Annotated in this window: 21 protein-coding genes; 11 read left to right on the top strand and 10 right to left on the bottom strand. The window is 75.4% G+C overall.

What is annotated here, in order from left to right; genetic code table 11:
- Window positions 1-35: 35 nt before the first annotated feature.
- Entirely contained in the window at window positions 36-1,505 is a 1,470-nt protein-coding gene (locus tag ACVJO7_RS20080; protein WP_491674150.1) for a sensor histidine kinase, read from the bottom strand.
- Window positions 1,506-1,633: 128 nt separating this feature from the next.
- On the opposite strand from ACVJO7_RS20080, the gene ACVJO7_RS20075 reads away from it, so the two are divergent.
- Window positions 1,634-2,791 (top strand): acyl-CoA dehydrogenase family protein, encoded by a 1,158-nt coding sequence (locus ACVJO7_RS20075; RefSeq protein WP_491674149.1) that lies wholly within the window; start codon window positions 1,634-1,636, stop codon window positions 2,789-2,791.
- Between the two features lie 370 nt (window positions 2,792-3,161).
- Here the strand turns inward: ACVJO7_RS20075 and ACVJO7_RS20070 are convergent, their stop codons facing one another.
- Together ACVJO7_RS20070 and ctaC are read right to left on the bottom strand one after the other, a co-directional pair.
- Window positions 3,162-3,560: a cytochrome c oxidase subunit 4 gene (locus ACVJO7_RS20070; RefSeq protein WP_491674148.1), complete on the bottom strand. Its 399-nt coding sequence runs from the start codon at window positions 3,558-3,560 to the stop codon at window positions 3,162-3,164.
- Between the two features lie 14 nt (window positions 3,561-3,574).
- Window positions 3,575-4,525, bottom strand: coding sequence for an aa3-type cytochrome oxidase subunit II (ctaC, locus tag ACVJO7_RS20065; protein WP_491674147.1), 951 nt, complete (start codon window positions 4,523-4,525; stop codon window positions 3,575-3,577).
- 284 nt (window positions 4,526-4,809) lie between these two features.
- On the opposite strand from ctaC, the gene asnB reads away from it, so the two are divergent.
- On the top strand, window positions 4,810-6,756 hold the full coding sequence (gene asnB, locus ACVJO7_RS20060) for an asparagine synthase (glutamine-hydrolyzing) (protein WP_344023400.1): 1,947 nt from the start codon (window positions 4,810-4,812) through the stop codon (window positions 6,754-6,756).
- Here the strand turns inward: asnB and ACVJO7_RS20055 are convergent.
- The 4 genes from ACVJO7_RS20055 to ACVJO7_RS20040 form a co-directional block, all read right to left on the bottom strand.
- The gene (locus tag ACVJO7_RS20055; RefSeq protein ID WP_491674146.1) at window positions 6,746-7,255 is read right to left on the bottom strand and encodes a hypothetical protein; all 510 of its coding nucleotides are present in this window, start codon (window positions 7,253-7,255) and stop codon (window positions 6,746-6,748) included. The genes asnB and ACVJO7_RS20055 overlap by 11 nt on opposite strands.
- A gap of 122 nt (window positions 7,256-7,377) precedes the next feature.
- Window positions 7,378-8,313 (bottom strand): carbohydrate kinase family protein, encoded by a 936-nt coding sequence (locus ACVJO7_RS20050; protein ID WP_344023449.1) that lies wholly within the window; start codon window positions 8,311-8,313, stop codon window positions 7,378-7,380.
- 145 nt (window positions 8,314-8,458) lie between these two features.
- A complete protein-coding gene (locus ACVJO7_RS20045; RefSeq protein ID WP_344023405.1) occupies window positions 8,459-8,836 on the bottom strand; it encodes a HesB/IscA family protein in 378 nt (125 codons plus the stop codon).
- Window positions 8,837-8,985: 149 nt separating this feature from the next.
- On the bottom strand, window positions 8,986-10,113 hold the full coding sequence (locus tag ACVJO7_RS20040) for a glycerate kinase family protein (RefSeq protein ID WP_344023407.1): 1,128 nt from the start codon (window positions 10,111-10,113) through the stop codon (window positions 8,986-8,988).
- Between the two features lie 37 nt (window positions 10,114-10,150).
- Between ACVJO7_RS20040 and ACVJO7_RS20035 the strand changes: the two genes are divergently transcribed.
- The 9 genes from ACVJO7_RS20035 to ACVJO7_RS19995 all read left to right on the top strand — a co-directional run bounded on the left by ACVJO7_RS20035 (window position 10,151) and on the right by ACVJO7_RS19995 (window position 17,971).
- A complete protein-coding gene (locus ACVJO7_RS20035; protein ID WP_491674145.1) occupies window positions 10,151-10,819 on the top strand; it encodes a DUF3043 domain-containing protein in 669 nt (222 codons plus the stop codon).
- Between the two features lie 139 nt (window positions 10,820-10,958).
- Window positions 10,959-11,696 (top strand): 3,4-dihydroxy-2-butanone-4-phosphate synthase, encoded by a 738-nt coding sequence (locus ACVJO7_RS20030; RefSeq protein ID WP_491674144.1) that lies wholly within the window; start codon window positions 10,959-10,961, stop codon window positions 11,694-11,696.
- Window positions 11,687-12,190, top strand: coding sequence for an NADPH-dependent FMN reductase (locus ACVJO7_RS20025; RefSeq protein ID WP_491674143.1), 504 nt, complete (start codon window positions 11,687-11,689; stop codon window positions 12,188-12,190). Before ACVJO7_RS20030 ends, ACVJO7_RS20025 begins: the two co-directional genes overlap by 10 nt.
- Window positions 12,187-12,666, top strand: coding sequence for a flavin reductase family protein (locus tag ACVJO7_RS20020; RefSeq protein WP_491674142.1), 480 nt, complete (start codon window positions 12,187-12,189; stop codon window positions 12,664-12,666). The genes ACVJO7_RS20025 and ACVJO7_RS20020 overlap by 4 nt, the downstream gene beginning before the upstream one ends.
- Before the next feature lie 135 nt (window positions 12,667-12,801).
- Window positions 12,802-13,788, top strand: a complete 987-nt coding sequence (locus tag ACVJO7_RS20015; RefSeq protein ID WP_491674141.1) for an ATP-binding cassette domain-containing protein — start codon at window positions 12,802-12,804, stop codon at window positions 13,786-13,788.
- A 195-nt stretch (window positions 13,789-13,983) separates the two neighbouring features.
- Window positions 13,984-14,373, top strand: coding sequence for a hypothetical protein (locus ACVJO7_RS20010; protein ID WP_491674140.1), 390 nt, complete (start codon window positions 13,984-13,986; stop codon window positions 14,371-14,373).
- A gap of 213 nt (window positions 14,374-14,586) precedes the next feature.
- Entirely contained in the window at window positions 14,587-15,003 is a 417-nt protein-coding gene (locus ACVJO7_RS20005; RefSeq protein WP_491674139.1) for a hypothetical protein, read from the top strand.
- 50 nt (window positions 15,004-15,053) lie between these two features.
- Window positions 15,054-17,084, top strand: coding sequence for a bifunctional adenosylcobinamide kinase/adenosylcobinamide-phosphate guanylyltransferase (locus ACVJO7_RS20000; protein ID WP_491674138.1), 2,031 nt, complete (start codon window positions 15,054-15,056; stop codon window positions 17,082-17,084).
- Window positions 17,081-17,971: an adenosylcobinamide-GDP ribazoletransferase gene (locus ACVJO7_RS19995; protein WP_491674137.1), complete on the top strand. Its 891-nt coding sequence runs from the start codon at window positions 17,081-17,083 to the stop codon at window positions 17,969-17,971. The genes ACVJO7_RS20000 and ACVJO7_RS19995 overlap by 4 nt, the downstream gene beginning before the upstream one ends.
- Before the next feature lie 9 nt (window positions 17,972-17,980).
- Here ACVJO7_RS19995 and ACVJO7_RS19990 read toward each other — a convergent pair whose 3' ends face one another.
- From ACVJO7_RS19990 to ACVJO7_RS19980, 3 genes are all read right to left on the bottom strand, one after another.
- On the bottom strand, window positions 17,981-19,102 hold the full coding sequence (locus ACVJO7_RS19990) for a branched-chain amino acid aminotransferase (protein WP_491674136.1): 1,122 nt from the start codon (window positions 19,100-19,102) through the stop codon (window positions 17,981-17,983).
- Between the two features lie 99 nt (window positions 19,103-19,201).
- Entirely contained in the window at window positions 19,202-20,317 is a 1,116-nt protein-coding gene (gcvT, locus tag ACVJO7_RS19985; protein ID WP_491674135.1) for a glycine cleavage system aminomethyltransferase GcvT, read from the bottom strand.
- A gap of 19 nt (window positions 20,318-20,336) precedes the next feature.
- Window positions 20,337-21,698, bottom strand: a complete 1,362-nt coding sequence (locus ACVJO7_RS19980; RefSeq protein WP_491674134.1) for an APC family permease — start codon at window positions 21,696-21,698, stop codon at window positions 20,337-20,339.
- Window positions 21,699-21,794: the final 96 nt, after the last annotated feature.

Below are 21,794 nucleotides of genomic sequence, written 5' to 3'. Positions count from 1 at the left end.
CATGCGTGCATCCTCGCCGGTGCGCCGCGGAGCGCTCACCCCTCCCCCAGCCCGGCGACCGGGACCTCGGCGGTGAGCACCGTCGGCCCGCCCGGCGGGCTGTGCACGTCCAGGCTGCCCTCGACGATCTCCAGCCGGTCGGCGAGACCGGCCAGCCCGTGCCCCTTGCCCGGGTGGGCGCCGCCGCGGCCGTCGTCGCGGACCACCACCCGCAGGACCGTGTCGTCGACGGTGACGGTCACCGTGACCGCGGAGGCACCGGCGTGCTTGGCGATGTTGGTCAGCGCCTCGGACACCACGAAGTACGCCGTGTTCTCGACGAGTGCCGGCAACCGGGCGCCCGGGTCCAGCTCGACGTCGAGGTCCACCGGCACCGGGCAGCGGCCGGCCGCGGCGGCCAGCGCCGGGCCCAGGCCGCGGTCGGCGAGGATCGGTGGGGCGATGCCGCGGGACAGCGCGCGCAGCTCGGACAGCGCCTCGCGGGTCTGCTCGAGGGCCTCGTGCAGCAGCGGCCGGGCGCGTTCGGGATCGTCGTCGAGCCGCCGCACCGCCGACTCGAGATCCATGCCGAGCCGGACCAGCCGCTGCTGCGGCCCGTCGTGGATGTCCCGCTCCAGCCGGCGCAGCGTCTGCGCCTCCGCGGCGACCGCCGCCCGCCGGCCGGAGGCCAGCGCCTGCGCCCGCGCGCGCAGTGCCGCGGTCTGGTTGGTCAGCAGGCCGCGGGCCAGCAGGGCGCGCACGTCGGTCAGCCAGCGCACCACGGTCGGCAGGGTGACCAGCAGCAGCACGCCGAGGCCGGTGTTCAGCGCGATGTCCCCGACGCCGGAGTGCACCCCGGTCACCGACCGGAACAGGGTCCAGTCCTCGCTGCCGCGCGGGATCGACCACTGCCAGAACACGTAGAGCAGCCCGCCCAGGCCGACCACCGACCAGACCAGCGCGACGGCCGCGGTCACCGCGCGGACCGGCAGCGCGATGACCGCGTGCGCGACGTCCCGCCAGCTCTGCGGGTCGACCAGCGCGCGGAACAGCCGGCCCATCAGCCGACGGCCGCGGTTGGGCCGGTAGTGGTGCGGTGGCAGCGGCAGCCCGGTGGCCGCCTCGGTGGCGCGGCGCTCCAGCTCGGCGAAGCCGCGGGCCGCGGCCAGCGTGCCGACGGTGATCGGGATCCCGATCCAGATGACGAACGTCCCGGCGCCGAGCACCAGCCCGATGATCACCACCAGCCCGCTGACCACGGCCAGCGGGAGCCCTGCCAGCAGGTACGCCATCTGTGCGCCGAGCCGGGTCCGGCCGGGCCAGCCGGACGGCCAGTGCATCGCCTGCGGCAGGTGCAGCGGACCGTCCCGGAACACGTGCTCGCGCATCCCGCCGATGCCCCGGCCGTCCGCCGCCCGGACCAGGTGCGGATCGAGCGGACCGCCCGGGGGCACCCGCTCCGGCCCGGCCACCGGGTCACCGGCGGCCGCCGGGTCGTCCCCCGGCGCGCGGGTGGTCTCGGGCATCGCGGCCCCCTCCGGTTCGGGTGGTGCGCGTCGAGAATAGGCGGCGCGCGGCGATGCGCTCGCGATGCCGGGTGTGACGTGATGAGCTGGGCGCGCGACGGCGCCGACGTGAGAGCGAGGATCTTCCGGTGGACCCCTCCGACCTGCAGGACGTGCTGGACTCGGTTCGCGACTTCATCCGCACCGAGGTGGTGCCGCTGGAGGAGACGATCGATGCCGAGGACGAGGTCCCCGCGTGGATCGTCGCCCAGTGCAAGGAGATGGGGCTCTACGGGTTCACCATCCCCGAGCAGTACGGCGGCCTGGGGCTAAGCGCGTCGGAGGAGGTCCGGATGGCCTTCGAGCTCGGCTGGACGACACCCGCGCTGCGCTCGCTGTTCGGCACCAACAACGGCATCGCCGGGCACGTCCTGCTGGAGGGCGGCACCGACGAGCAGAAGCAGCGGTGGCTGCCGCGGCTGGCCTCGGGTGAGGTGACCGCGTCGTTCGGGCTGACCGAGGCCGACGCCGGGTCCGACCCCTCGTCGCTGACCACCCGCGCCGTCCGGGACGGCGGCTCCTGGGTGCTCAACGGCTCGAAGCGCTACATCACCAACGCCCCGGTCGCCGACGTGATCATGGTGTTCGCCCGGACCGACCCGGACGCCCCCGGCAACCGCGGCATCTCGACCTTCCTGGTGCCGCGCGACACCCCGGGCCTGACGGTCGGGCCGAAGGACCACAAGATGGGCCAGTTCGGGGCCTGGACCGCCGACGTCCATCTCGACGACGTCCGGGTCCCGTTCGACGCGGTCGTCGGCGGCACCGACGGGATCGACAGCGGCTTCCTCACCGCCGCCCGCTGCCTGGCGCACGGCCGGCTGCACATCGCCGCGGTGTGCGTCGGGATGGCCGACCGGCTGGTCCACGAGACCGTCGAGTTCGCGCGCACCCGGGAGCAGGGCGGCCGGCCGATCGCCCGGTTCCAGCTGGTCCAGGGCCTCGTCGCGGACTCGGTGACCGACGCCCGGGCCGGCCGTGGCCTGGTCCTCGACGCGGCCCGCAGCTTCGACGACGGATCCGACAAGGTCTCCGGCCCCGCCACGGCGAAGTACTTCTGCTCGGAGATGGTGGGGCGGGTCGCCGACCGGGCGGTCCAGGTGCACGGTGGTGCGGGGTACATGCGCGGGGTCGCCGTCGAGCGGTTCTTCCGCGACGCCCGGCTGTTCCGGATCTACGAGGGCACCAGCCAGATCCAGCAGGTGATCATCGCCCGGGACGCGCTGGGGAAGGCCGCCCGGGCCTGACCCGGCCGGGCCCGCAGAGCGGGGCCTCGGAGCGGCGCGGGGCGGGGCCGGGCGGCGCAGGTCGGGGCGGCGCAGGTCGAGGCGACGCAGGTCGAGGAGCGGCGCGCCTCCGCGCCGCGGGCCGCGACGCGCGGCGACTCCACCAGCGCGGCGAACCACCGCGCGCGCGGGGGCCACACCCACGTCCGCACGGGATCGCCACATCCGCACGGGATCATCACGTTCGCACGGGATCGGATCCCGTGCGAACGCCACGAACCCGTGCGAACGGCGGCCGCGCCGCCCCGGACCGCGCCGCCCCGCGGGCCGGGCCGCGGAACGACGAACGCCCCGCCAGGGGGTGCCGGGCGGGGCGTTCGGTGGAACGGGATCAGTGGTGTGCGACACCCCGGTGGTACTCGAAGACGAGCCCACCCACCGCGATCAGGACCAGGGTCGCGCCGACGGTGACCAGCCAGGGGTACCAGAAGGCGAGCCCGATAGCGGTCAGCGCCGCGGCGGCCGCGATGCCCAGCGGCCAGTAGCTGCCCGGGGAGAAGAAGCCGACGTCGCCTGCGCCGTCGGAGATCTCGGCCTCCGGGTTGTCCTCGGGGCGCTCCTCCAGCCGGCGCGAGACGAACCGGAAGTAGGTGCCGATGATCAGCGACAGGCCGGCGGTCAGCCAGAGCGCCGTCGTGCCCACGACCTCCTGGGTGAGGAACATGTACACCAGCGCGGCGATGACGAAGAACCCGGTGCAGATCTCGAAGATCCGGGACTCGATCTTCATGAGTCGTTCTCCCCTCAGCCCGTGGCCTGCGCGGCCAGCTGGCCACGGTCGGTCGGGAACGGCGTCGTCGTGATCGCCTCGGGGGCGCACCACTCGCCGCAGTTCAGCTCCTGCAGCGCCTCACCGGCGTTGTACGGCCGGCCGGTGACCGGGTTCGTCTCCTTGCGGAGCTGGATGTACTGGTCGTAGAGGGCGGGCTGCAGCGCGCGCACCTCGAAGTTCATCTGCGAGTGGTAGGTGCCGCAGAGCTCGGCGCACCGGCCGACGAACGCACCCTCGGTGTCGATGTTGTCGATCACGTAGGTGTTGTCCTGGTCGTTGCGCTCCGGGAACGGGAAGACGTCGCGCTTGAACAGGAACTCCGGCACCCAGAACGAGTGGATCACGTCGGGCGAGCGCTGGGTGAACTCGATCGAGCGGTCGGTCGGCAGCACCATGATCGGGATGACGTCGCTGGTGCCCAGCGTGCTCACCGGCCGCCCGTCCGGGCCGACCTCGTCGGGGTAGGAGAACTCCCAGTTCCACTGGAATCCGACGATGTCGACGCGGACGTCGGCCGGGCCGCCGGCGGTGGCCTCGTCCTTGACGACGTAGTTCTGCACGTTCATGGTGAAGCCGAACAGCACCGCGACGATGACCGTCGGGATGGCGGTGAAGACCAGCTCGACCGGCAGGTTGTACTGCGTCTGGCGCGGCAGCGAGCCGTCGTCGTCCTTGCGCTTCCGGTGGAAGATCATCGCCCAGAACATGACGCCCCACGTGATGACGCCGACGACGAGCGCGGCGATCGCGGACCAGGTCCAGAGGTTCCGCATGGCCTCGGCCTCGGGGGTGACCCCGACCGGCCATCCGAACCGGATGACCTCCTCCACCGAGCAGCCGGACAGCACCGGCGCCACCAGCACACCCAGCAGGCCGACCTTCGCCGCCCGGGCGATCCGGGAGCGGCCTTCCGTTCGGGCCACTGCGCGCCGCCTTCCTGTCGTCTCCTGCGTCAGCCGCACTGCCAGCACGTTCTTTCCTGCCTTGCCGTCACCACGGGAACGGCCGCGACGGGCTCCGCCGCACTCGAATGGAGCACCGTCTTCGACCTCGCGTAGAGACTAGACGAAGGCCGCCCGCCGCGCGTCCTCCGGGGTCGTTGCGCGGGATCACCCGGGCGGGCGGAATCAGGCAGTCTCGCAGGAAGAAGACCGCTTCGCCCCGGGGCGCGCACGACGCGTCCGGATGACTCGTCATACTGACTTTCGTGTGCGGACTGCTGGGACTGCTGACCGCCGGGGCGGACGCCGCCAACCGGGTCGAGCCGATCGCCGACGCGCTGCGCTGTGCGCGGCATCGCGGCCCCGACGAGAGCGCGACGTGGAACGACCACGATCTCGTGCTGGGGTTCAATCGGCTGTCCATCATCGACGTCGACCACTCACACCAGCCCCTGCACTGGGGGCCGGTGCCCGGCGAGGACACCCGGTACACGATCGTCTTCAACGGCGAGATCTACAACTACCTCGAGCTCCGTGAGGAGCTGATCGAGACCTACGATGCCGCGTTCGCCACCGAGGGCGATGGCGAGGTCATCGTGGCCGCGTTCCACTACTGGGGCCCGGACGCCGTGCAGCGGCTGCGCGGGATGTTCGCGTTCGCCATCTGGGACGCCGTCGAGCGCGAGATGTTCCTCGCCCGCGATCCGTTCGGCATCAAGCCGCTGTTCCTGGCGACGACTGCGACCGGCACCGCCTTCGCCAGCGAGAAGAAGTCGCTGCTCGCGCTGGCCGGTGAGCTGGGCATCGGGCTGGACCTGGAGCCCGCCGCGCTGCAGCACTACCTGACCCTGCAGTACGTGCCGGAGCCGATGTCGCTGCACCGGATGATCTCCCGGGTGGAGTCCGGCACGCACGTGACCGTCCGCCCCGGCGAGGAGCCGCTGCACCAGCGCTACTTCGCGCCGAAGTTCATCTCGCTGCCCAGCCACGCCCCGGCGAGCGCCGAGGCCGAGGCGATCGTGCACGGCGAGATCGCCGACGTGCTGCGCGACTCGGTGGCCAAGCACATGCGCGCGGACGTGACCGTCGGCGCGTTCCTCTCCGGCGGCATCGACTCGACCGCGATCGCGGCGCTCGCCAAGGAGCACAACCCGAACCTGATCACGTTCACCACCGGGTTCGAGCGCGAGGGCTACTCCGAGGTCGACGTGGCCGCGGAGTCGGCCGCCGCGATCGGCGTCCGGCACGTGGTCCGGACGGTCAAGCCGGACGAGATGATGGAGTCGCTGCCGCTCATCATCTGGTACCTCGACGACCCGGTGGCCGATCCGGCGCTGGTCCCGCTGTGGTTCATCGCGCGGGAGGCCCGCGAGCACGTCAAGGTCGTGCTGTCCGGCGAGGGCGCCGACGAGCTGTTCGGCGGGTACTCGATCTACCGCGAGCCGCTGTCGCTGGCGCCGTTCGAGAAGGTCCCCGGCACGCTGCGGCCGATCATGCGCCGGGCGTCGCGGCGGATGCCGGAGGGCATGCGCGGCAAGGACCTGCTGCGCCGCGGCTCGCTGAGCCTGGAGCAGCGCTACTACGGCAACGCGCGGATCTTCCGCGACGACCAGCTGCACGAGGTGCTGCGCGGCTACGACCCGCGGGTGTCGCACCAGGACGTCACGGCGCCGCACTACTTCGCCAGCCACGACTGGGACCCGGTCGCCCGGATGCAGCACGTGGACCTGTTCACCTGGCTGCGCGGCGACATCCTGGTCAAGGCCGACAAGATGACGATGGCGCACTCGCTGGAGCTGCGGGTGCCGTTCCTCGATCCCGAGGTGTTCGACATCGCGTCGTCGCTGCCGCAGTCGCAGAAGATCACCCACGGCTCGAACGGCACGACGAAGTACGCGCTGCGCCGGGCCTGCGAGGGGATCATCCCGCCGCACGTGCTGAACCGGCCGAAGCTGGGCTTCCCGGTGCCGATCCGGCACTGGCTGCGCGACGAGATGTACGCCTGGGCGCGGGACATCCTGCAGAACTCCGGTGCCGGGCACCTGATCGACCTGCAGGCCGTGCACCGCATGCTGGACGCGCACCGGGAGGGTCCGGTGGACCACTCCCGGCGGATCTGGGCGGTGCTGGTGTTCCTGATCTGGCACGGCATCTTCGTCGAGCGCCGGATCGTGCCGGACGTCCCGACGCCCACCTACCCGGTCAAGATCTGACCCGCTGCAGGTCGCGGCGCAGGCGCGGCGACCTGCAGCGGCGGATCCCGTCGAGCCACCGGTGCGGCGGGTGGGCCAGCCGCACCAGGTGGTAGTTGACGTACTCGGCGACGCCGAACAGCCACACCGCCAGGCACAGCAGCGCCGCCCCCGGGCCCGGCGGCCACCACAGCGCGATCCCGGCGAGGCCGAGCACGAGCAGCAGCGCGCTGGTCGCGCGGACCGCGCGGTGTGCTGCCGCCTCCCGGGGCCGCATCCGGCCCCCGGGGATCCGCCGGCGGGCGAGCAGCCAGTACGTCCCGGCGTGCAGCAGCACCGCGAGCAGCCCGGCGAGCGCGGCCGCCAGCGCCGGGCCGGTCGCGAGGCGCCCGGCCACCGGGACCGCGACCGCCGCGAACACCGCTGCGGCGGCGAGCTCGCCGACGCCGAGGCGCAGGTACTCGCGGCGCAGCGCGGCGACCGCGGTCACCCGGCCGCCGTCCCCGCACCGGGCAGCCACGCCGCGCCGGACCGCACCGGGCCGGGCAGCCACACCGCACCGGACCGCACCGGGCCCGGACAGCGGACCGGCCGGCGTCCGCGGGTCGCGGGCGCCGGCCGGGGTGTCACGGGAGCGGACGGTCAGGCGGGCAGCACGGCCCGGAGCTCGTCGGCGGCGAGATCGCCGAACGTGTCGCGCAGCCGGGTCAGCGCCGCGTCCCGGTCCCAGGTCCACTCCTGCGGGCCGTCGGACTCCAGGACGTAGGTCGCGATCAGCGCGCCCAGCTGCGCCGAGCGCTCCAGCGGCAGACCGCCGGCGACGGCGGTGAGGAACCCGGCGCGCCAGGCGTCGCCGACCCCGGTCGGGTCGACCTGCTCGGTCGGCGGGACGACGTCGATCCAGGTCTCGGTGCCGCCGGACTCGACGATCACCGCGCCCTTCTCGCCGAAGGTGGTGATCCGGGTGCCGACCTTCGCGCCGACGTCCTCGGCGGTCCAGCCGGTCTTCTTCATCAGCAGCTCGAACTCGTAGTCGTTGGTGACCAGGTAGGTGGCGCCCTCGACGAGCCGGCGCACCTCGGGGCCCTCCATCCGGGCGAGCTGCTGCGAGGGGTCGGCGAGGAACGGATAGCCACGGTCCCGGCACTCGTCGGTGTGCCGGACCATCGCCTCCGGGTCGCTGGCGCCGATCAGCACCAGGTCGAACCCGCCGACCCGCTCGGCGATCGGGGCCAGCTCGATCTCCTTCGACTTGGCCATCGCGCCGGTGTAGAAGGAGGCGATCTGGCGCATGTCGTCGTCGGTGGTGCAGACGAACCGCGCGGTGTGCACGTCGTCGTGGGTGGAGACGCCGGACGTGTCCACGCCCAGGTCCTCCAGCACCTTCCTGTACTCGGCGAAGTCGGCTCCGACCGCCCCGATGAGCACCGGGCTCTGGCCCAGCACACCCAGCGCGAAGGCGATGTTCCCGGCCACCCCGCCCCGGCGGACCGTCAGGTCGTCGACCAGGAAGCTGACCGAGATCCGGTCCAGCTGCTCGGCGAGGATCTGCTCGGAGAACTTCCCCGGGAAGTGCATCAGGTTGTCGGAGGCGATCGATCCCGTCACGGCAATAGGCACGCAGGGGACCCTACGTCACGCAGCCGGGCCCCGTCATGATCGAAGCGATCTTGACGGGGCCCGGATGTGCCTTTCACCAGGCAGTACGCCGGTGACGCAGACCTCAGTTGAAGCTGTCGCCGCAGGCGCAGGAGCCACCGGCGTTCGGGTTGTCGATGGTGAAGCCCTGCTTCTCGATGGTGTCGACGAAGTCGATCGTGGCGCCCTGCAGGTACGGCGCGCTCATCCGGTCGACGCCCACCTTCAGGCCCTGGAAGTCCCGGAACAGGTCGCCGTCGAGCGAGCGGTCGTCGAAGAAGAGCTGGTAGCGCAGCCCGGCACAGCCACCCGGCTGCACGGCGATGCGCAGGTGCATGTCGTCGCGCCCCTCCTGCTCGAGCAGGGTGCGCGCCTTCACGGCGGCGGACTCCGTGAGCTCCACACCGTGGGTCTCTTCCGCGGTGGCGGCGTTTCCGGCGTTCACTGCGTTCTCGACGGTCATGGCTCTCCCAACAACGTGCGGGTCCGCCGTGTTCCCCGGCGGTGCTCTTCCTCAGGTCAATACTACGACGCCGGGTGGGACTCCAGCCCGGTGGCGAACCCCCCGTTCGGCGACGGCGGACGTGGCGGCCGTCACCGTGCCCCGCCCGGTCACCGGTTCCACTGCGGCGCGACCCGGGACGCGAGCTCGGCCAGCGTCCCGGCCGGGTCGGCCATCGAGGCGTCCAGCCCGAGCTCGTCGGCGACGCCGTGCGCCGCGTCGACGCCTGCCGCACCGGCCTCCCGGCGCCCGACGCTGACCTGGCCGGCCAGCACCACGCACGGGATCCCCCGGTCCGCCGCGCCGCGGGCGACCGCGGTGATCAGCTTCCCGCGCAGCGACTGCCAGTCGAAGCTGCCCTCGCCGGTGACGGCCAGGCCGCCCGCCCCGGCGGCGGCGTCCAGCTCGGCGTCCAGCCCGACCAGCCGCCGGACCAGGCCGGCCCCGGACTCGACGCGTGCGCCGAGCGCGAGCAGCGCCGCACCGAGCCCGCCGGCGGCACCGCCCGCGGCGTCGTCGCGGATGTCGCGCCCGGCCGTCCCGGCCAGCACCCCGGCGAACACGCCCAGCGCGGCGTCCAGCTCGGCGACGGTGGCCGCGTCGGCGCCCTTCTGCGGCCCGAACACCGCGGCGGCGCCGTGCTCGCCGAGCAGCGGGTTGTCCACGTCGGAGGCCGCGACGAGCTGCATCCCGCCCAGGTCGGGGCGGCCGTCGAGGCGGTCGCAGAGGGCCAGCGCGGCGCCGCCCGGGGGCAGCGCGAGGCCGTCGGTGTCGACCGGCGCGGCGCCGAGCGCGGCGAGCATCCCGGCGCCGCCGTCGGTGGTGGCGGACCCGCCGAGCCCGACGACCGCCGTCCGGACGCCGCGGTCGCGGGCGTCGGCGAGCAGCTCGCCGACGCCGTAGGTGGTGGCGGTCCGGGCGACCGCGGGCACCCGGTCCGCCCGGGCCACGTGGTGCAGCCCGCACGCCGAGGCGCACTCCAGGTAGCCGGTGTCGCCGACCTGCAGCCAGGAACCCGGGACCGGGTCGCCGAGCGGGCCGGTCACCTCCAGCTCGTGCACGGTGCCGCCGAGCGCGGTGTGCAGCACCTCGACGAAACCGGTCCCGCCGTCGGCCAGCGGGACCAGCCGCAGGTCCGCCGCCGGTACCGATCTCCGCCAGCCCTCGGCGATCGCCTCCGCCGCCTCGCGCGCACTCAGCGTCCCGCCGAAGGAGTCCGGGGCAACCACGATCCGCATGCGGGCGAGGCTAGCCCGGGCCCGTATTGTGAGAGGTGTGAGGTTCCTGCGCCGTTCCGACAGCTCCGACCAGGCCGGGCAGACCGCGGTCGACTCCCCGGTCGCCGAGGGCGCCGAGGCCGCCGGGGACGAGGGCACGGACGGCCGGTCCCGCCCGCACACCACACCCGGCAAGGGCCGCGCGACGCCCAAGCGCCGCGATGCCGAGGGCAAGCGCCGCGGGCTGGCCCCGCCCCCGCCGCGCACCCAGCGCGAGGCCGCGAAGCTGGCCAAGGCCAACCGCCCGTCCAGGGAGGACCGCCGGGCCAAGGCCGCGGAGCGCCGCCGCCGGATGGACGCGGGCGACGACCGGGTGCTGCTCCCCCGCGACCGCGGCAAGGTCCGCGCCTACGTGCGCGACATCGTCGACTCCCGCCCGCACGTGATCGGGCTGTTCCTGCCGCTGGCGGCGCTGGTGCTGGTCGCCGCGCTGATCCAGAACCCGGTCATCCAACAGTACGTCACGCTGTTCACGTTCCTGATGCTGGCGGTGATGGTCGTCGAGGGCACGCTGCTCGGCTACCAGGTGCTGCGCAGGGCCCGCGAGAAGTTCCCGGAGGAGGACATCCGCGGGCTCGGCACCGGCTGGTACGCCTTCTCCCGGGCCACCCAGCCGCGCCGGATGCGGGTGCCGAAGCCGCGGGTCAAGCGCGGCGACAACCCCTGACGACGGGCGCGCGGCGCCACCCGTGTGACGCGGGTGGCGCAATGTAACGCTGACCGGCCGGACCCGGCCGGGCAATTCCACCGGGCTGGACTGGGCACCGTGCGGGGAACCCGCCCGCACGGAGGGAGATCCCGTGTCCGTGTCACCACCCGTGTCCCCGTCCCTGCCGGCGCAGGGGCAACCGTCCCGGTCGCCGTCACCCGCCGCCCCCGGCCCGCGGCCCGGCGCGCTCGACACCGCCGCCGCGGCGTTCGCGGCCGGCCGCCCGGTGCTGGTCACCGGATGCGCCGGCCCGGTCCCGGTCCAGCTCGTCGCCGATCCGGCCACCGCGGGTCCCGCGGGCACCGCCTGGCTGATCCGGCACGGTTCCGGCCTGCTCACCGCCCCGCTCACCGCCGGGCGGGCGGTGCTGCTCGGGCTGCCGCCGATGTCGGTGACCGCGGACTCGCAGCGCGGCGGCCCGACCGTCACCGTCGACGCCGCCACCGGCATCGGCACCGGGATCAGCGCCGTCGACCGGGCGCGCACCCTGCGGGTGCTGGCCGATCCCGGCGCGTCCCGCTCCGATCTCACCCGGCCCGGGCACGTGATGCCCGTCGTCGCCGACGACGTCCCCGGACCGGCCGGCACGGCACTGGCCCTGCTGCGCCTGGCCCGGGGCGGCGAGGTCGCCGTCGCGACCGTCCCGGTCGACGACCGCGGGGAGCCGCTGACCGTCGCCGCGGCGGCCGCGTTCGCGGTCCGGCACCGGCTCGTCGTCGTCGACGCGGCCACCGTGACCGGGGCCGGCCCGGTGCCGGCCGCCGCGCACCCGCAGGACCAGACCCCGGGAGCGTCCCGGGGCACGACCCGTCCCGGAGGTTCCCCGTGTCCGTGATCGTGGTGGCCGGAAACCCGAAGCCCGGCTCGCGCACCCTGTCCGCGGCCCGGCGGGTGGCCGAGGCGCTCACCGGCGCCGCGCCCGACGCCGAGGTCGACGTGATCGGCCTCGGCCCCGGCCTGCTCGGCTGGGGCGACGCGGCGGTCGCCGAGGCGGTCGCGGCGGTGTCGCAGGCCCGGCTCGCCGTCGTCGCCAGCCCGACGTTCAAGGCGACCTACACCGGGGTGCTCAAGCTGTTCCTCGACCAGTTCGGCACCGGCACCGGCCTGCGCGGCGTGGTCGCCGTGCCGCTGATGCTCGGCGCCGGGCCGGCCCACGCGATGGCGCCGGAACTGCTGCTCAAGCCGGTGCTCGTGGAGCTCGGTGCGACCTGCCCCGCGCCCGGGCTGTACCTGCGCGACGACGCCTGGGCCGACGATCCCGCGGTGCCGGAGTACGCCGCCCGCTGGGGCCCGGTGCTCGACGCCTGCACGACGGCGGTGCTCCGGTGACCGCGCCCGGCGCCGCCGACCTGCGGCGGGTGTTCGGCTGCTTCCCGAGCGGGGTGACGGCGATCTGCGCGGAGCTCGAGGGGCGGCCGGTGGGGATGGCGGCGAGCGCCTTCACCGCGGTGTCGCTGGACCCGCCGCTGGTGTCGGTCTGCATGCAGGACACCTCGACGACCTGGCCGGTGCTGCGCGCGCTGCCCCGGCTGGGGGTGTCGGTGCTGGCGTCCCCGCACGACGACGCCTGCCGCAGGCTGTCGGCCCGCACCGGTGACCGGTTCGCCGGGCTGCCGATCCGGACCGACGAGGACGGGGCGGTGCTCGTCGACGGCGCCGCGGCGTGGTTCACCTGCACCCTGCACGCCGAGCTGCCGGCCGGCGACCACGTGATCGCGCTGTTGCGGGTGCACGCCCTCGACGGGCGGCACGAGGTGGATCCGCTGGTGTTCCACGCAGGCCGGTTCCGCGCACTGGCCGGCTGACCCGCGGCCGGCCAGGTTACGCACGGCCACCGGACACCGACCGCGGCGCAACGCGCGGGTCACCCACCGTGCCGGGCTCGGAAACACCCCGATCCGAGGCTGGGGGGCCCACTCCGATCACGGAGGTCTCCGGCCATGACCGACACACTGCAGGAACGGGTGGGCAGCGTCGCCGCCCCGGACGACATCCACGAGCCCGGCCCCCTGCTCGCCGTCGACGATCTCACCGTGACGTTCGGTGACGATCCGGATGCGGTCGCGGCGGTTCGCGGCGTCACCCTCCGGATCGAGCGCGGCGAGCGGATCGCGGTCGTCGGCGAGTCCGGATCCGGCAAGACCACGCTCGCCCTGGCGGTCGCGGGCTTCCTCGACCGGGCCGCCAGGGTGCGCGGCCGGATCCGGTTCCACGGCGCCGAGCTGGACCGGACCGGCCGGTCCCGGCTGCCGCACCGCACGCCCGGCATCGCGATGATGTTCCAGGACGCGATGACCTCGCTGGACCCGGTCTGGACCGTCGGCAGCCAGCTGGTGACGGTACTGCGCACCAACACGGGTGCACCCGGGCGCAGGCCCGCGAGCAGGCCGCCGACTGGCTGGTGCGGGTCGGCCTGCCCGACACCGCGCGGGTGCTCGGCGCCCGCCCTGGACATGCCGGACGCGCACCCCTACGTCCGCGGGCTGCTGCGCTGCGTCCCCACCCTCGCCTACGTCGACGCCGACCAGCCGGCCGGCCCGGGTGCCGAGCAGGGCGCGGCTCGCGGGCGAGCCGTGGACCCTGCTCACCGGACGCGTGCTGCAGGGCGTGGGCGGGGTGGCCGCCATCCCGGCCGTGCTCGCCACCGTCGCCGACCTGTCACCCGATCCGGCCGTCCGGCGCCGCGCCGTCGCGACCTGATGGCGTCCTCGCTGGTCGGGGCCGGGCTGGGGCTCACCGCCGGCCGACTGGTCGCCGAGCTGACGGGCGCCCGCTGGGTGTTCCTGATCAACGTGCCTCCGCCTGCTGCTGCTCCCCTGCCTGTGGAGGCTGCCGGAGCGGCCCGCCGACCGCGGCCACCGGTCCGCTCGCCACCGGGCAGGCGTTCCTGCTCACCACCAACCTGGCCGCGCCGCTGCTCGGACTGACCGCGGCCCGGCTCCCGGGGCGCGTGCCGGCCCGCACCACCGCGGTCGTCGCACTGGCACTGCTCACCGCGTTCGCCGCCGTCGTCGCCCTGCGCGGCCTCGCCCCACCGGACCCGGCACGCCCGCCGGAGCCGCCACCCCCATCCCTCCCGGGAGGACACCCGTGACACCGCAGCGATTCCACTCGGCTGGTTCATGAACTTCTCCGCCCACGCGACCTGGCGCGGGCCGTGGGGTGGCGACACCGGCGCCATCTGGCCGGACGGCCGGTTCCACGTCGACTTCGCCCGCGCGCTGGAACGGGCCTGCTTCGACTACATGATGATCGAGGACTCGCCGATGGTGCCCGACCACCACGGCGGCAGTCTGGAGACCGACCTGCACCACGGCCTCTACGCACCCAGCACGACCCGGTCGGGCTGGTCGTGGCGCACACCTCCCGGCTGGGCATCGTCGCGACCATGTCCACCTTGCCGTACCCGCCGTACCTGCTGCCCGACCACGACGAGCGCCACGAGCGAGCGGACGAATTCGTCGACCTGGTGGAACGGCTGTGCGGGTCGTGGGAGCCCGGCGCCGTGGTGATGGACCGGGAGACCGGGCGCTTCGTCGACCACACCCGGGTCTCGCCGATCCACTTCGACGGGAAGTGGCACCGCAGCCGCGACCCGCTGAACACGATGCCGATGCCGCAGGGCAGGCCGGTGTGCTGCCGGGCGGGCGGCTCGCCGCGCGGCCGGGAGTTCGCCGCCGCGCACGCCGAGACGATCATCGCCTCGGCGCCGGGGGGTCGAGGCGATGAAGGCCTACCACGCCGACGTCCGGTCCCGGATGGAGCGGATCGGCCGCGACCCGGACAGCTGCAAGATCCTGTTCGTGGTGGCGCCGGTGCTCGCCGAGACCGACGCGCAGGCCCGCGAGCTCGCCGAGGCCGCGCTGGCGCACCTGTCCGCGCTCACCGAGAACGACTTCGCCGGCTTCGACCTGGACGGCCCGGTCCCCCAGGTCACCACCAACGGGCACCGGTCCACGCTGGTCGACTTCCTGCGCGCGATGGACGAGGTCGGCGGCGACGGCTTCCTGGTGTCCGGGGACATGTCCCGCGACGTCGTCGGCCGGGTCTGCGACGGGCTCGTCCCCGCCCTGCAGCGACGAGGCCGGGTGCGCACCCGCTACACCCACGAGCGGTTCCGGGACAACCTCACGGAGTTCTGAGGAGGCCCCTTCCGGATGCCACGCCGGACGGGTGCGACACGATGTGCGGCATGAACGCAACGCTCGTCATCGGAGGCACCCGGTCGGGCAAGTCGCGCTACGCCGAGCAGCTGCTCGGCGAGGAGGTGCCGGTCCGGTACCTGGCGACCGGGCGGCGGACCGACGGCGACGCCGAGTGGGACGCCCGGATCGCCGCGCATGTCGTCCGCCGCCCGGCGGCGTGGACGACCGAGGAGGTCTCCGGCGTCGCGCTCGTCGCGGCGCTCGCCGTCCCCGGCCCGGTGCTCGTCGACGATCTCGGCACCTGGCTCGCCGGGGTGCTCGACGACGCGGGCGCCTGGGACCGGCCGGGGCCGCACACCGAGGTCGACGAGCTGCTGGACGGGCTGGTCGCCGCGGTGGCGGGGGCGCCGGGGCCGGTCGTGCTGGTGTCGGCGGAGGTGGGGCTGGGCGTGGTGCCCGGGTCCGCCTCCGGGCGGCTGTTCCGGGACCTGTTGGGCGGGTTGAACGCCGCGCTCGCCGAGGTCTGCGCGGAGACGGTGCTGGTGGTCGCCGGGCGGGCGCTGCGGCTGCCGGGACCGGACGCCGGACACGCCGGTGCGGCGGGTGCCCCGGCCCCCGCCGCGGACGGCCCGGCTCCCGCCCCGGATGCGGCGGCCCGCGCCGCGGGGGTGGCAGCCGACGGCGCGTCCGGTGCGGCAGCCGGCGGGCCTGACCTGGCAGCCGGTGCCCCGGACCCGGCGGCCGGTGGGCCGGACCTGGCAGCCGGTGGGCCGGACCTGGCAGCCGGTGGGCCGGACCCGGGAGCGGGTGCGCCGGACCTCGCAGCGCCGGCCCCGGCAACGGGGGCGCCCGGTGCGGCGGCCCCGGATGTGCCGCCCGTCCCCGCGGATCCCGGCGTCGCCGACCCGGACGGTGACGTCGCTGGCACCCCGGCCGGCGTCCCCGGCGCGGTCACCCCGCCGACCGGGTCGTCGGCCGCGCCGGTGACCGGCCCGGACCCCGTCGAGCGGCCGTCCGCCCCGGCCGCGGTCGGGCGGCCCGATCTGCGGACCCGGCGCGCCGCGGTCGCGCTCGTCGACGGGCTCGCGCTGCCCCCGGGCGGCCTGGGCAGGCTCGGCGAGCTCGGTGTCTGGCTCGCGGCCTGCCAGGGCGAGTGCCCGCCGCGGCCGCCGGTGAACGCCCGTGTGCTGCTGCTCGCCGCGGACCACGGCGTCGCCGCCGACGGAGTGTCCGCCTACCCGCCGGAGGTCTCCGCCGCCCGCGCCGAGGCCGCCGCCGCCGGACGGCTGCCGGTCACCGTCGCCGCCCGGGCCGCCGGGGCGGCGGTGCGCACCGTCGACGTCGGGCTCAGCCGGGACGCCGACGGCGTCGAGTCCGCGCACCGGGTGGCCCGCGGCACCGGCCGGATCGACCGCGAAGACGCGCTCACCGACGACGCCGCCGCCGCTGCCTGGCGCACCGGCCGCCAGCTCGCCGACGAGGAGATCGACGCCGGGGCGGACGTCCTGGTCCCGGCGACCCTGGCGGTGGGTGCGACCACCCCGGCCGCGACGCTGGTCGCCGCGCTCACCGGCGCCGAACCGGTCGCCGTGGTCGGCCGCGCCTCCGGGATCGACGACCGGGCCTGGATGCGCAAGGCCGTCGCCATCCGGGACGGGCTGCGCCGCGCCCGCCCGCACCTGCGCGACCCGCTCGCGCTGCTGCGCACCGTCGGCGGCACCGACCTGATCGTGCTCGCCGGCTTCCTGGCCCGCGCCGCGGAGCGCAAGGTCCCGACCGTGCTCGACGGGGTCGCCGTCGGTGCCGCCGCGCTGATGGCCGAGGAGCTCGCACCCGGCGCGAAGCAGTGGTGGCTGGCGGCACAGCCGTCCACCGAGCCGGCCGCCGGGCTGGTCCTGGAGCACCTCGCGCTCACCCCGGTGCTGGATCTCGCGGTGCGTACCGAGGACGGCACCGCGGGCGTCGCGGTGCTGCCGCTACTGATCACCGCGGCCCGCCTGCTCGGCGAGACGGGCACCGCCGAGGACACCGGCGTCGTCCCCGGGGACGCGACGGCCGCGGCGGGCGCCACCCGGTGACCGACGCCAGGCGGGGCCCGGGGCCGCTGGCCGGGCTCCGGCTCGCCGTCAGCTGGCTGACCGTGCTCCCGGTCCGGGTCGGCACCGGCCCGGACGGCGCCCTCCCTCAAGGGGTCCCCGCGGCCGCGCTGAGATGGGCACCGGTGGTCGGGGTCGGCCTCGGCATGGCCGGTGGGGCGCTGCTGCTCGGGCTCACCGCGCTCGGGTCGTCCCCCCTGGTGGCGGGCCTGCTCGTGGTCGGGGCGGGTGCGCTCGCGACCCGCGGCATGCACCTGGACGGGCTGGCCGACACCGCCGACGGCCTGGGCAGCTACGGGCCCCCCCAGCGGGCGCTGCGGATCATGGCCGAGGGCGGTGCGGGACCGTTCGCCGTCGTCACGCTGGTGGTGGTGCTGGGGGCGCAGGCCGCGGCGCTGGCCCAGCTCGCCTCGGCCCCGCCCGCGGCGGTGCTGGTGACCTGCGCGCTGGCCGCCGGGGTCGGCCGGGCCGGATTCTGCTGGGTGGCCAGGAGCGGGACACCGGCGGCCAGGGAGGGTGGGCTGGGCGCCCTGGTCGCGGATTCCCAGCGGGTGTGGGTCGCCCCGCTGTGGTGGACGGTGCTGGCCGGGGCGGGGGCCGCCGCCCTGGTCCCGGCCGTCGACCGGGCGGGAATGCCCCGGCGCTACGCCGACTACCTCACAGAAGGCCCCACGGCGTTCCCCGGGGTCCTGGCCGGGCCCGGGATCGTGCTGGTCACCGTGGGTGCGGTGCTGGCCGCCGCGCTGCTCGTGGCCGGCCTGGCCCGGCACACCCGTCGTCGGTTCGGCGGGATGAGCGGGGACGTGCTGGGCGCCGCCGAGCAGCTGGCCGCCACCACCGTCCTGGTCGTACTGGCCGCCGCGCTGTGATCAGGCCGGTCAGACGGAGGCGGGGGCGGGCACCAGGGTGCGCATCCAGCCGTGCGGGTCCGGCGCGGCGCCCCGCTGGATCGCGGTGAGCGCCTCGCGCAGCTGCAGGGTGACCGGGCCGGGCTCCCCGTCGCCCACGGTCACCTCGCCGCCGGAGTGCTTCACGGTGCCGATCGGGGTGATCACCGCGGCGGTGCCGCAGCCGAACACCTCGGTGAGCAGGCCGCTCGCGACCCCGCCCAGCCACTCCTGGCCCGCGATCCGCCGCTCCACCACCGACATCCCCAGGTCCCGGGCCACGGTGATCAGCGAGTCCCGGGTGATGCCGGGCAGCACCGCGCCACGCAGGTCCGGGGTGGCGATCTCGACGCCGCCGTCGGTCGTGGTGAAGACGAAGAACAGGTTGTTGGAGCCCATCTCGTCGATCCAGGTGCGCTCCTCGGCGTCGAGGTAGGCGACCTGGGCGCAGCCGTGCCGGGCGCCGACAGCCTGGGGAAGCAGCGACGCCGCGTAGTTCCCGCCGCATTTGGCGGTGCCGGTGCCGCCCAGGGCGGCCCGGGTGTACTCGGTCTCCAGCCAGACGTCCATCGGCTTGACCCCGCCGGCGAAGTACGGCCCGGCCGGCGAGGCCAGCACCGCGTAGAGGTACTCCGACGACGGCCGGACGCCCAGCCCCACCTCGGTGGCGATCATGAACGGGCGCAGGTAGAGCGAGTCCTCGCCGCCGGCGGCGGGCACCCACTCCGAGTCCACCGACAGCAGCTCGGCCAGCGAGGCGAGGAACAGCTCCTCGGGCAGCTCGGCCATCGCCAGCCGCCTCGCGGACCCGGCGAACCGGCGGGCGTTCTGCTCCGGCCGGAACAGGGCGATCGAGCCGTCCGGCTGCCGGTAGGCCTTCAGCCCCTCGAAGATCTCCTGGCCGTAGTGCAGCACCATCGACGACGGATCGAGGGTCAGCGGCCCGTACGGCACGACCTGCGGATCGTGCCAGCCGGTGCCCTCGGTGTAGCGGATGGTGACCATGTGGTCGGTCATGTGCCGGCCGAAACCGGGATCGGCCAGTACCTGGGCGCGCCGCTGCGGGGACGCCGGGGCGGGGTTGCGGGTGACGGTGAACTGCGGCGCGCTCATGGGTGAACGGTATCTCCGCCGCCCGCATCGCAAGTAGTCGGATTCCCGACGGTCGGGACGCGATCCTCCCCTGCGGGACGGACGCCGGTCACACCGGCGTCATCGCACGTGGGACGGCACCAGGGGCGGCTTCACGACCTCGACCGGCAGCGCCCGGCCGCGGACGTCGACCACCAGCGCGTCGCCGGGCGACACCGTCGGATCGGTGTCGATCAGCGCCAGCGCGATCCCGGCCTTCAGGGTGGGCGAGAAGGTGCCGGAGGTGACGGTGCCGACCGGGTTGCCGCCCTCGGCGTCCAGCACGGTCATGCCGGCCCGCGGCACGCCGCGCCCGGTCGCCCGCAGCGCGCGCAGCCGGCGTGCCGGGCCGGCCGCCCGCTCGGCGACCAGCGCATCCCGCCCCCAGAACGACGGCTTGTCCCAGCCGACCGCCCACGCGCTGCCCGCCTGCACCGGGCTGATCTCCTCGGACAGCTCGTGGCCGTGCAGCGGGTAGCCCATCTCGGTGCGCAGGGTGTCCCGGGCGGCGAGCCCGCACGGGCCGCCGCCGACCGCGCGGACCGCGTCGAGCAGGGCGTCCCACAGGGCGGGCGCCGCCGCGGCGTCGAGGACCAGCTCGTAGCCGTGCTCGCCGGTGTAGCCGGTCCGGCAGACCCGCACCGCGCCGCCCTCGATGTCGGTGAACGACATGTAGTCCAGGTCGGCGACCGCCGATCCGGCCTCGCCCAGCGCGGCCGCGAGCGCCTCCGCGGAGCGCGGCCCCTGCAGGGCGAGCACGGCGAGCTCGCGGTGCCGGTCGGTGACGGTGACCCCGTCCGGGGCGCCGTCCTGCAGCATCGTGACGATCCGGGTGGAGTTCGCGGCGTTCGGGACGAGCAGCAGGTCGTCGTCCGCCGCCAGGTAGATGATCATGTCGTCGATCACGCCGCCGGTCTCGTTGCAGGCCAGCGTGTACTGCGCCCGGCCCGGGCCGATCCGGCCGAGGTCGTTGCTCAGGCAGGTGTTCACGTGCGCGGCGGCGCCCGGCCCGGCGATCGGGACCGTCCCGAGGTGGCTGACGTCGAACAGTCCCGCCGTCTCGCGCACCGACGTGTGCTCGGCGACGGTGCCGCCCGGGTAGGAGATCGGCATCGACCAGCCGCCGAACTCGCCGAGGGTGGCGTCGAGGGCGACGTGCCGTTCGTGCAGCGGGCTGGACAGAAGATCGTCGGTCACGCCAGGGGACCCTAGTCCCTCAGGCGGCGCGTTCCTCGGGATCGGCCGGGCCGGCGGCCTCCTGGCGGCCCCGGACGGCGGCCGACCGCGCGGACAGCGCGCACAGCACCCAGCCGGCCGCCAGCGCGCCGGCCGTCGCCAGCAGCGGCCACAGCGGCAGCGCCGCGACCAGCACCAGGCAGCCGGTGCCGCCGGCGCCCGCCACGAACGCCGCCGCGGCCGGGCGGCCCGGGATCCGCAGCACCGCGGCGTGCAGCAGGGTGTGGTGCACCAGGGCGGCGCCGACCGCGATCGCCATCGCGGTGATCGGCCCCACCGCCAGGGTGACCAGCAGGGTCAGCCCGCCGAGCAGCAGATCGGCGGGCCACGGCGTGCCGCGCGAGCCGCCGCGGCCGAGGAAGGCGGGCAGCTCGCCGTCCAGGGCCAGCCGGGACGCCCCGCCGGCGGCCCGGGACAGCGCCCCGAGCAGCGCGGCCGCGGTGGCCGCGGCCGCCGCGATCCGGACCAGCACGCCGAGCGCCGGGCTGCCGCCGGTGTCCATCAGCGAGGCGAGCGGGGTCGGCGACATCGCCAGCCGTTCCACGCCCAGCCCGTGCAGCAGCGCCATCGAGAGCGTCAGCAGCAACCCGGTGGTGACCAGCACGGCGACCGCCGGTGCGCGGCGGATCGCCCGCATCGGGTCGCGCAGGCTGCCGCCGAGCTCGGCCACCCGGGACAGGCCGGTGTAGACGAAGAACGCGAACGCGGCGGCGGTCAGCACGCCCAGCGGCCCCGGCTCGACCGCGGCCTGCAGCGTCCCGGCGACCGGATCGTCCGGGGTCCCCGCGCCGTCCGCGACGGCGGCGCCCGCCAGCTCCGCGGCGGGCATCGCCGACGACGGCCCGGCGCCCTCCGGCGCGTCGGTCGTCAGGCCCACCCCGGCGACCAGCGCGAGCACCAGCAGGGTGCCCACGACCAGTCCGCCGGACGCCGCCGGGGACACCCGGACCCCGGCCGCGTTCACCGCGATGACGGCGAGCACCGCGACCACCGCGACCGGCAGCGGCTGGGTGGGCAGCACGTAGGCGCCGAACACGCCGGCGGCCGCCGCGGCGGCCGCGGCCCGCGACACCAGCCGGGCCACCGCGCCGAGCCGCACCGCGGGTGCGGGCAGGTCGTCCCGGACCAGCTCCGGCCCGGCCGGCCGGGCCGTCGCCAGGTGCGCGGTGGAGGCGACGACGGCGAGCGCGACCAGCCCGGCGAGCAGCACGCCCAGCGGGAACCACGGTCCCGACACCGCGGCGGCCGGGGCCAGCGCCGCGTACAGACCGGTACCGAACATCGCCGCGAGGGCGACGACGACCGCGGTCGCGGTCGGCATCCGGTACGGGGGTCGGGGCACCCGATCACCTTCCCATTCGACCCTGTGCCGCGCGGCGCCGCGGGGGTGTCATTACCATCTCGGTCCGGTCTCGCCGCGCCGCTCCCCACCCGCCCG

Source organism: Pseudonocardia sp. DxW (assembly GCF_058448985.1).
Note: the sequence above shows the minus strand (reverse complement) of the source record. Positions and strands in the feature narration are given on the sequence as shown.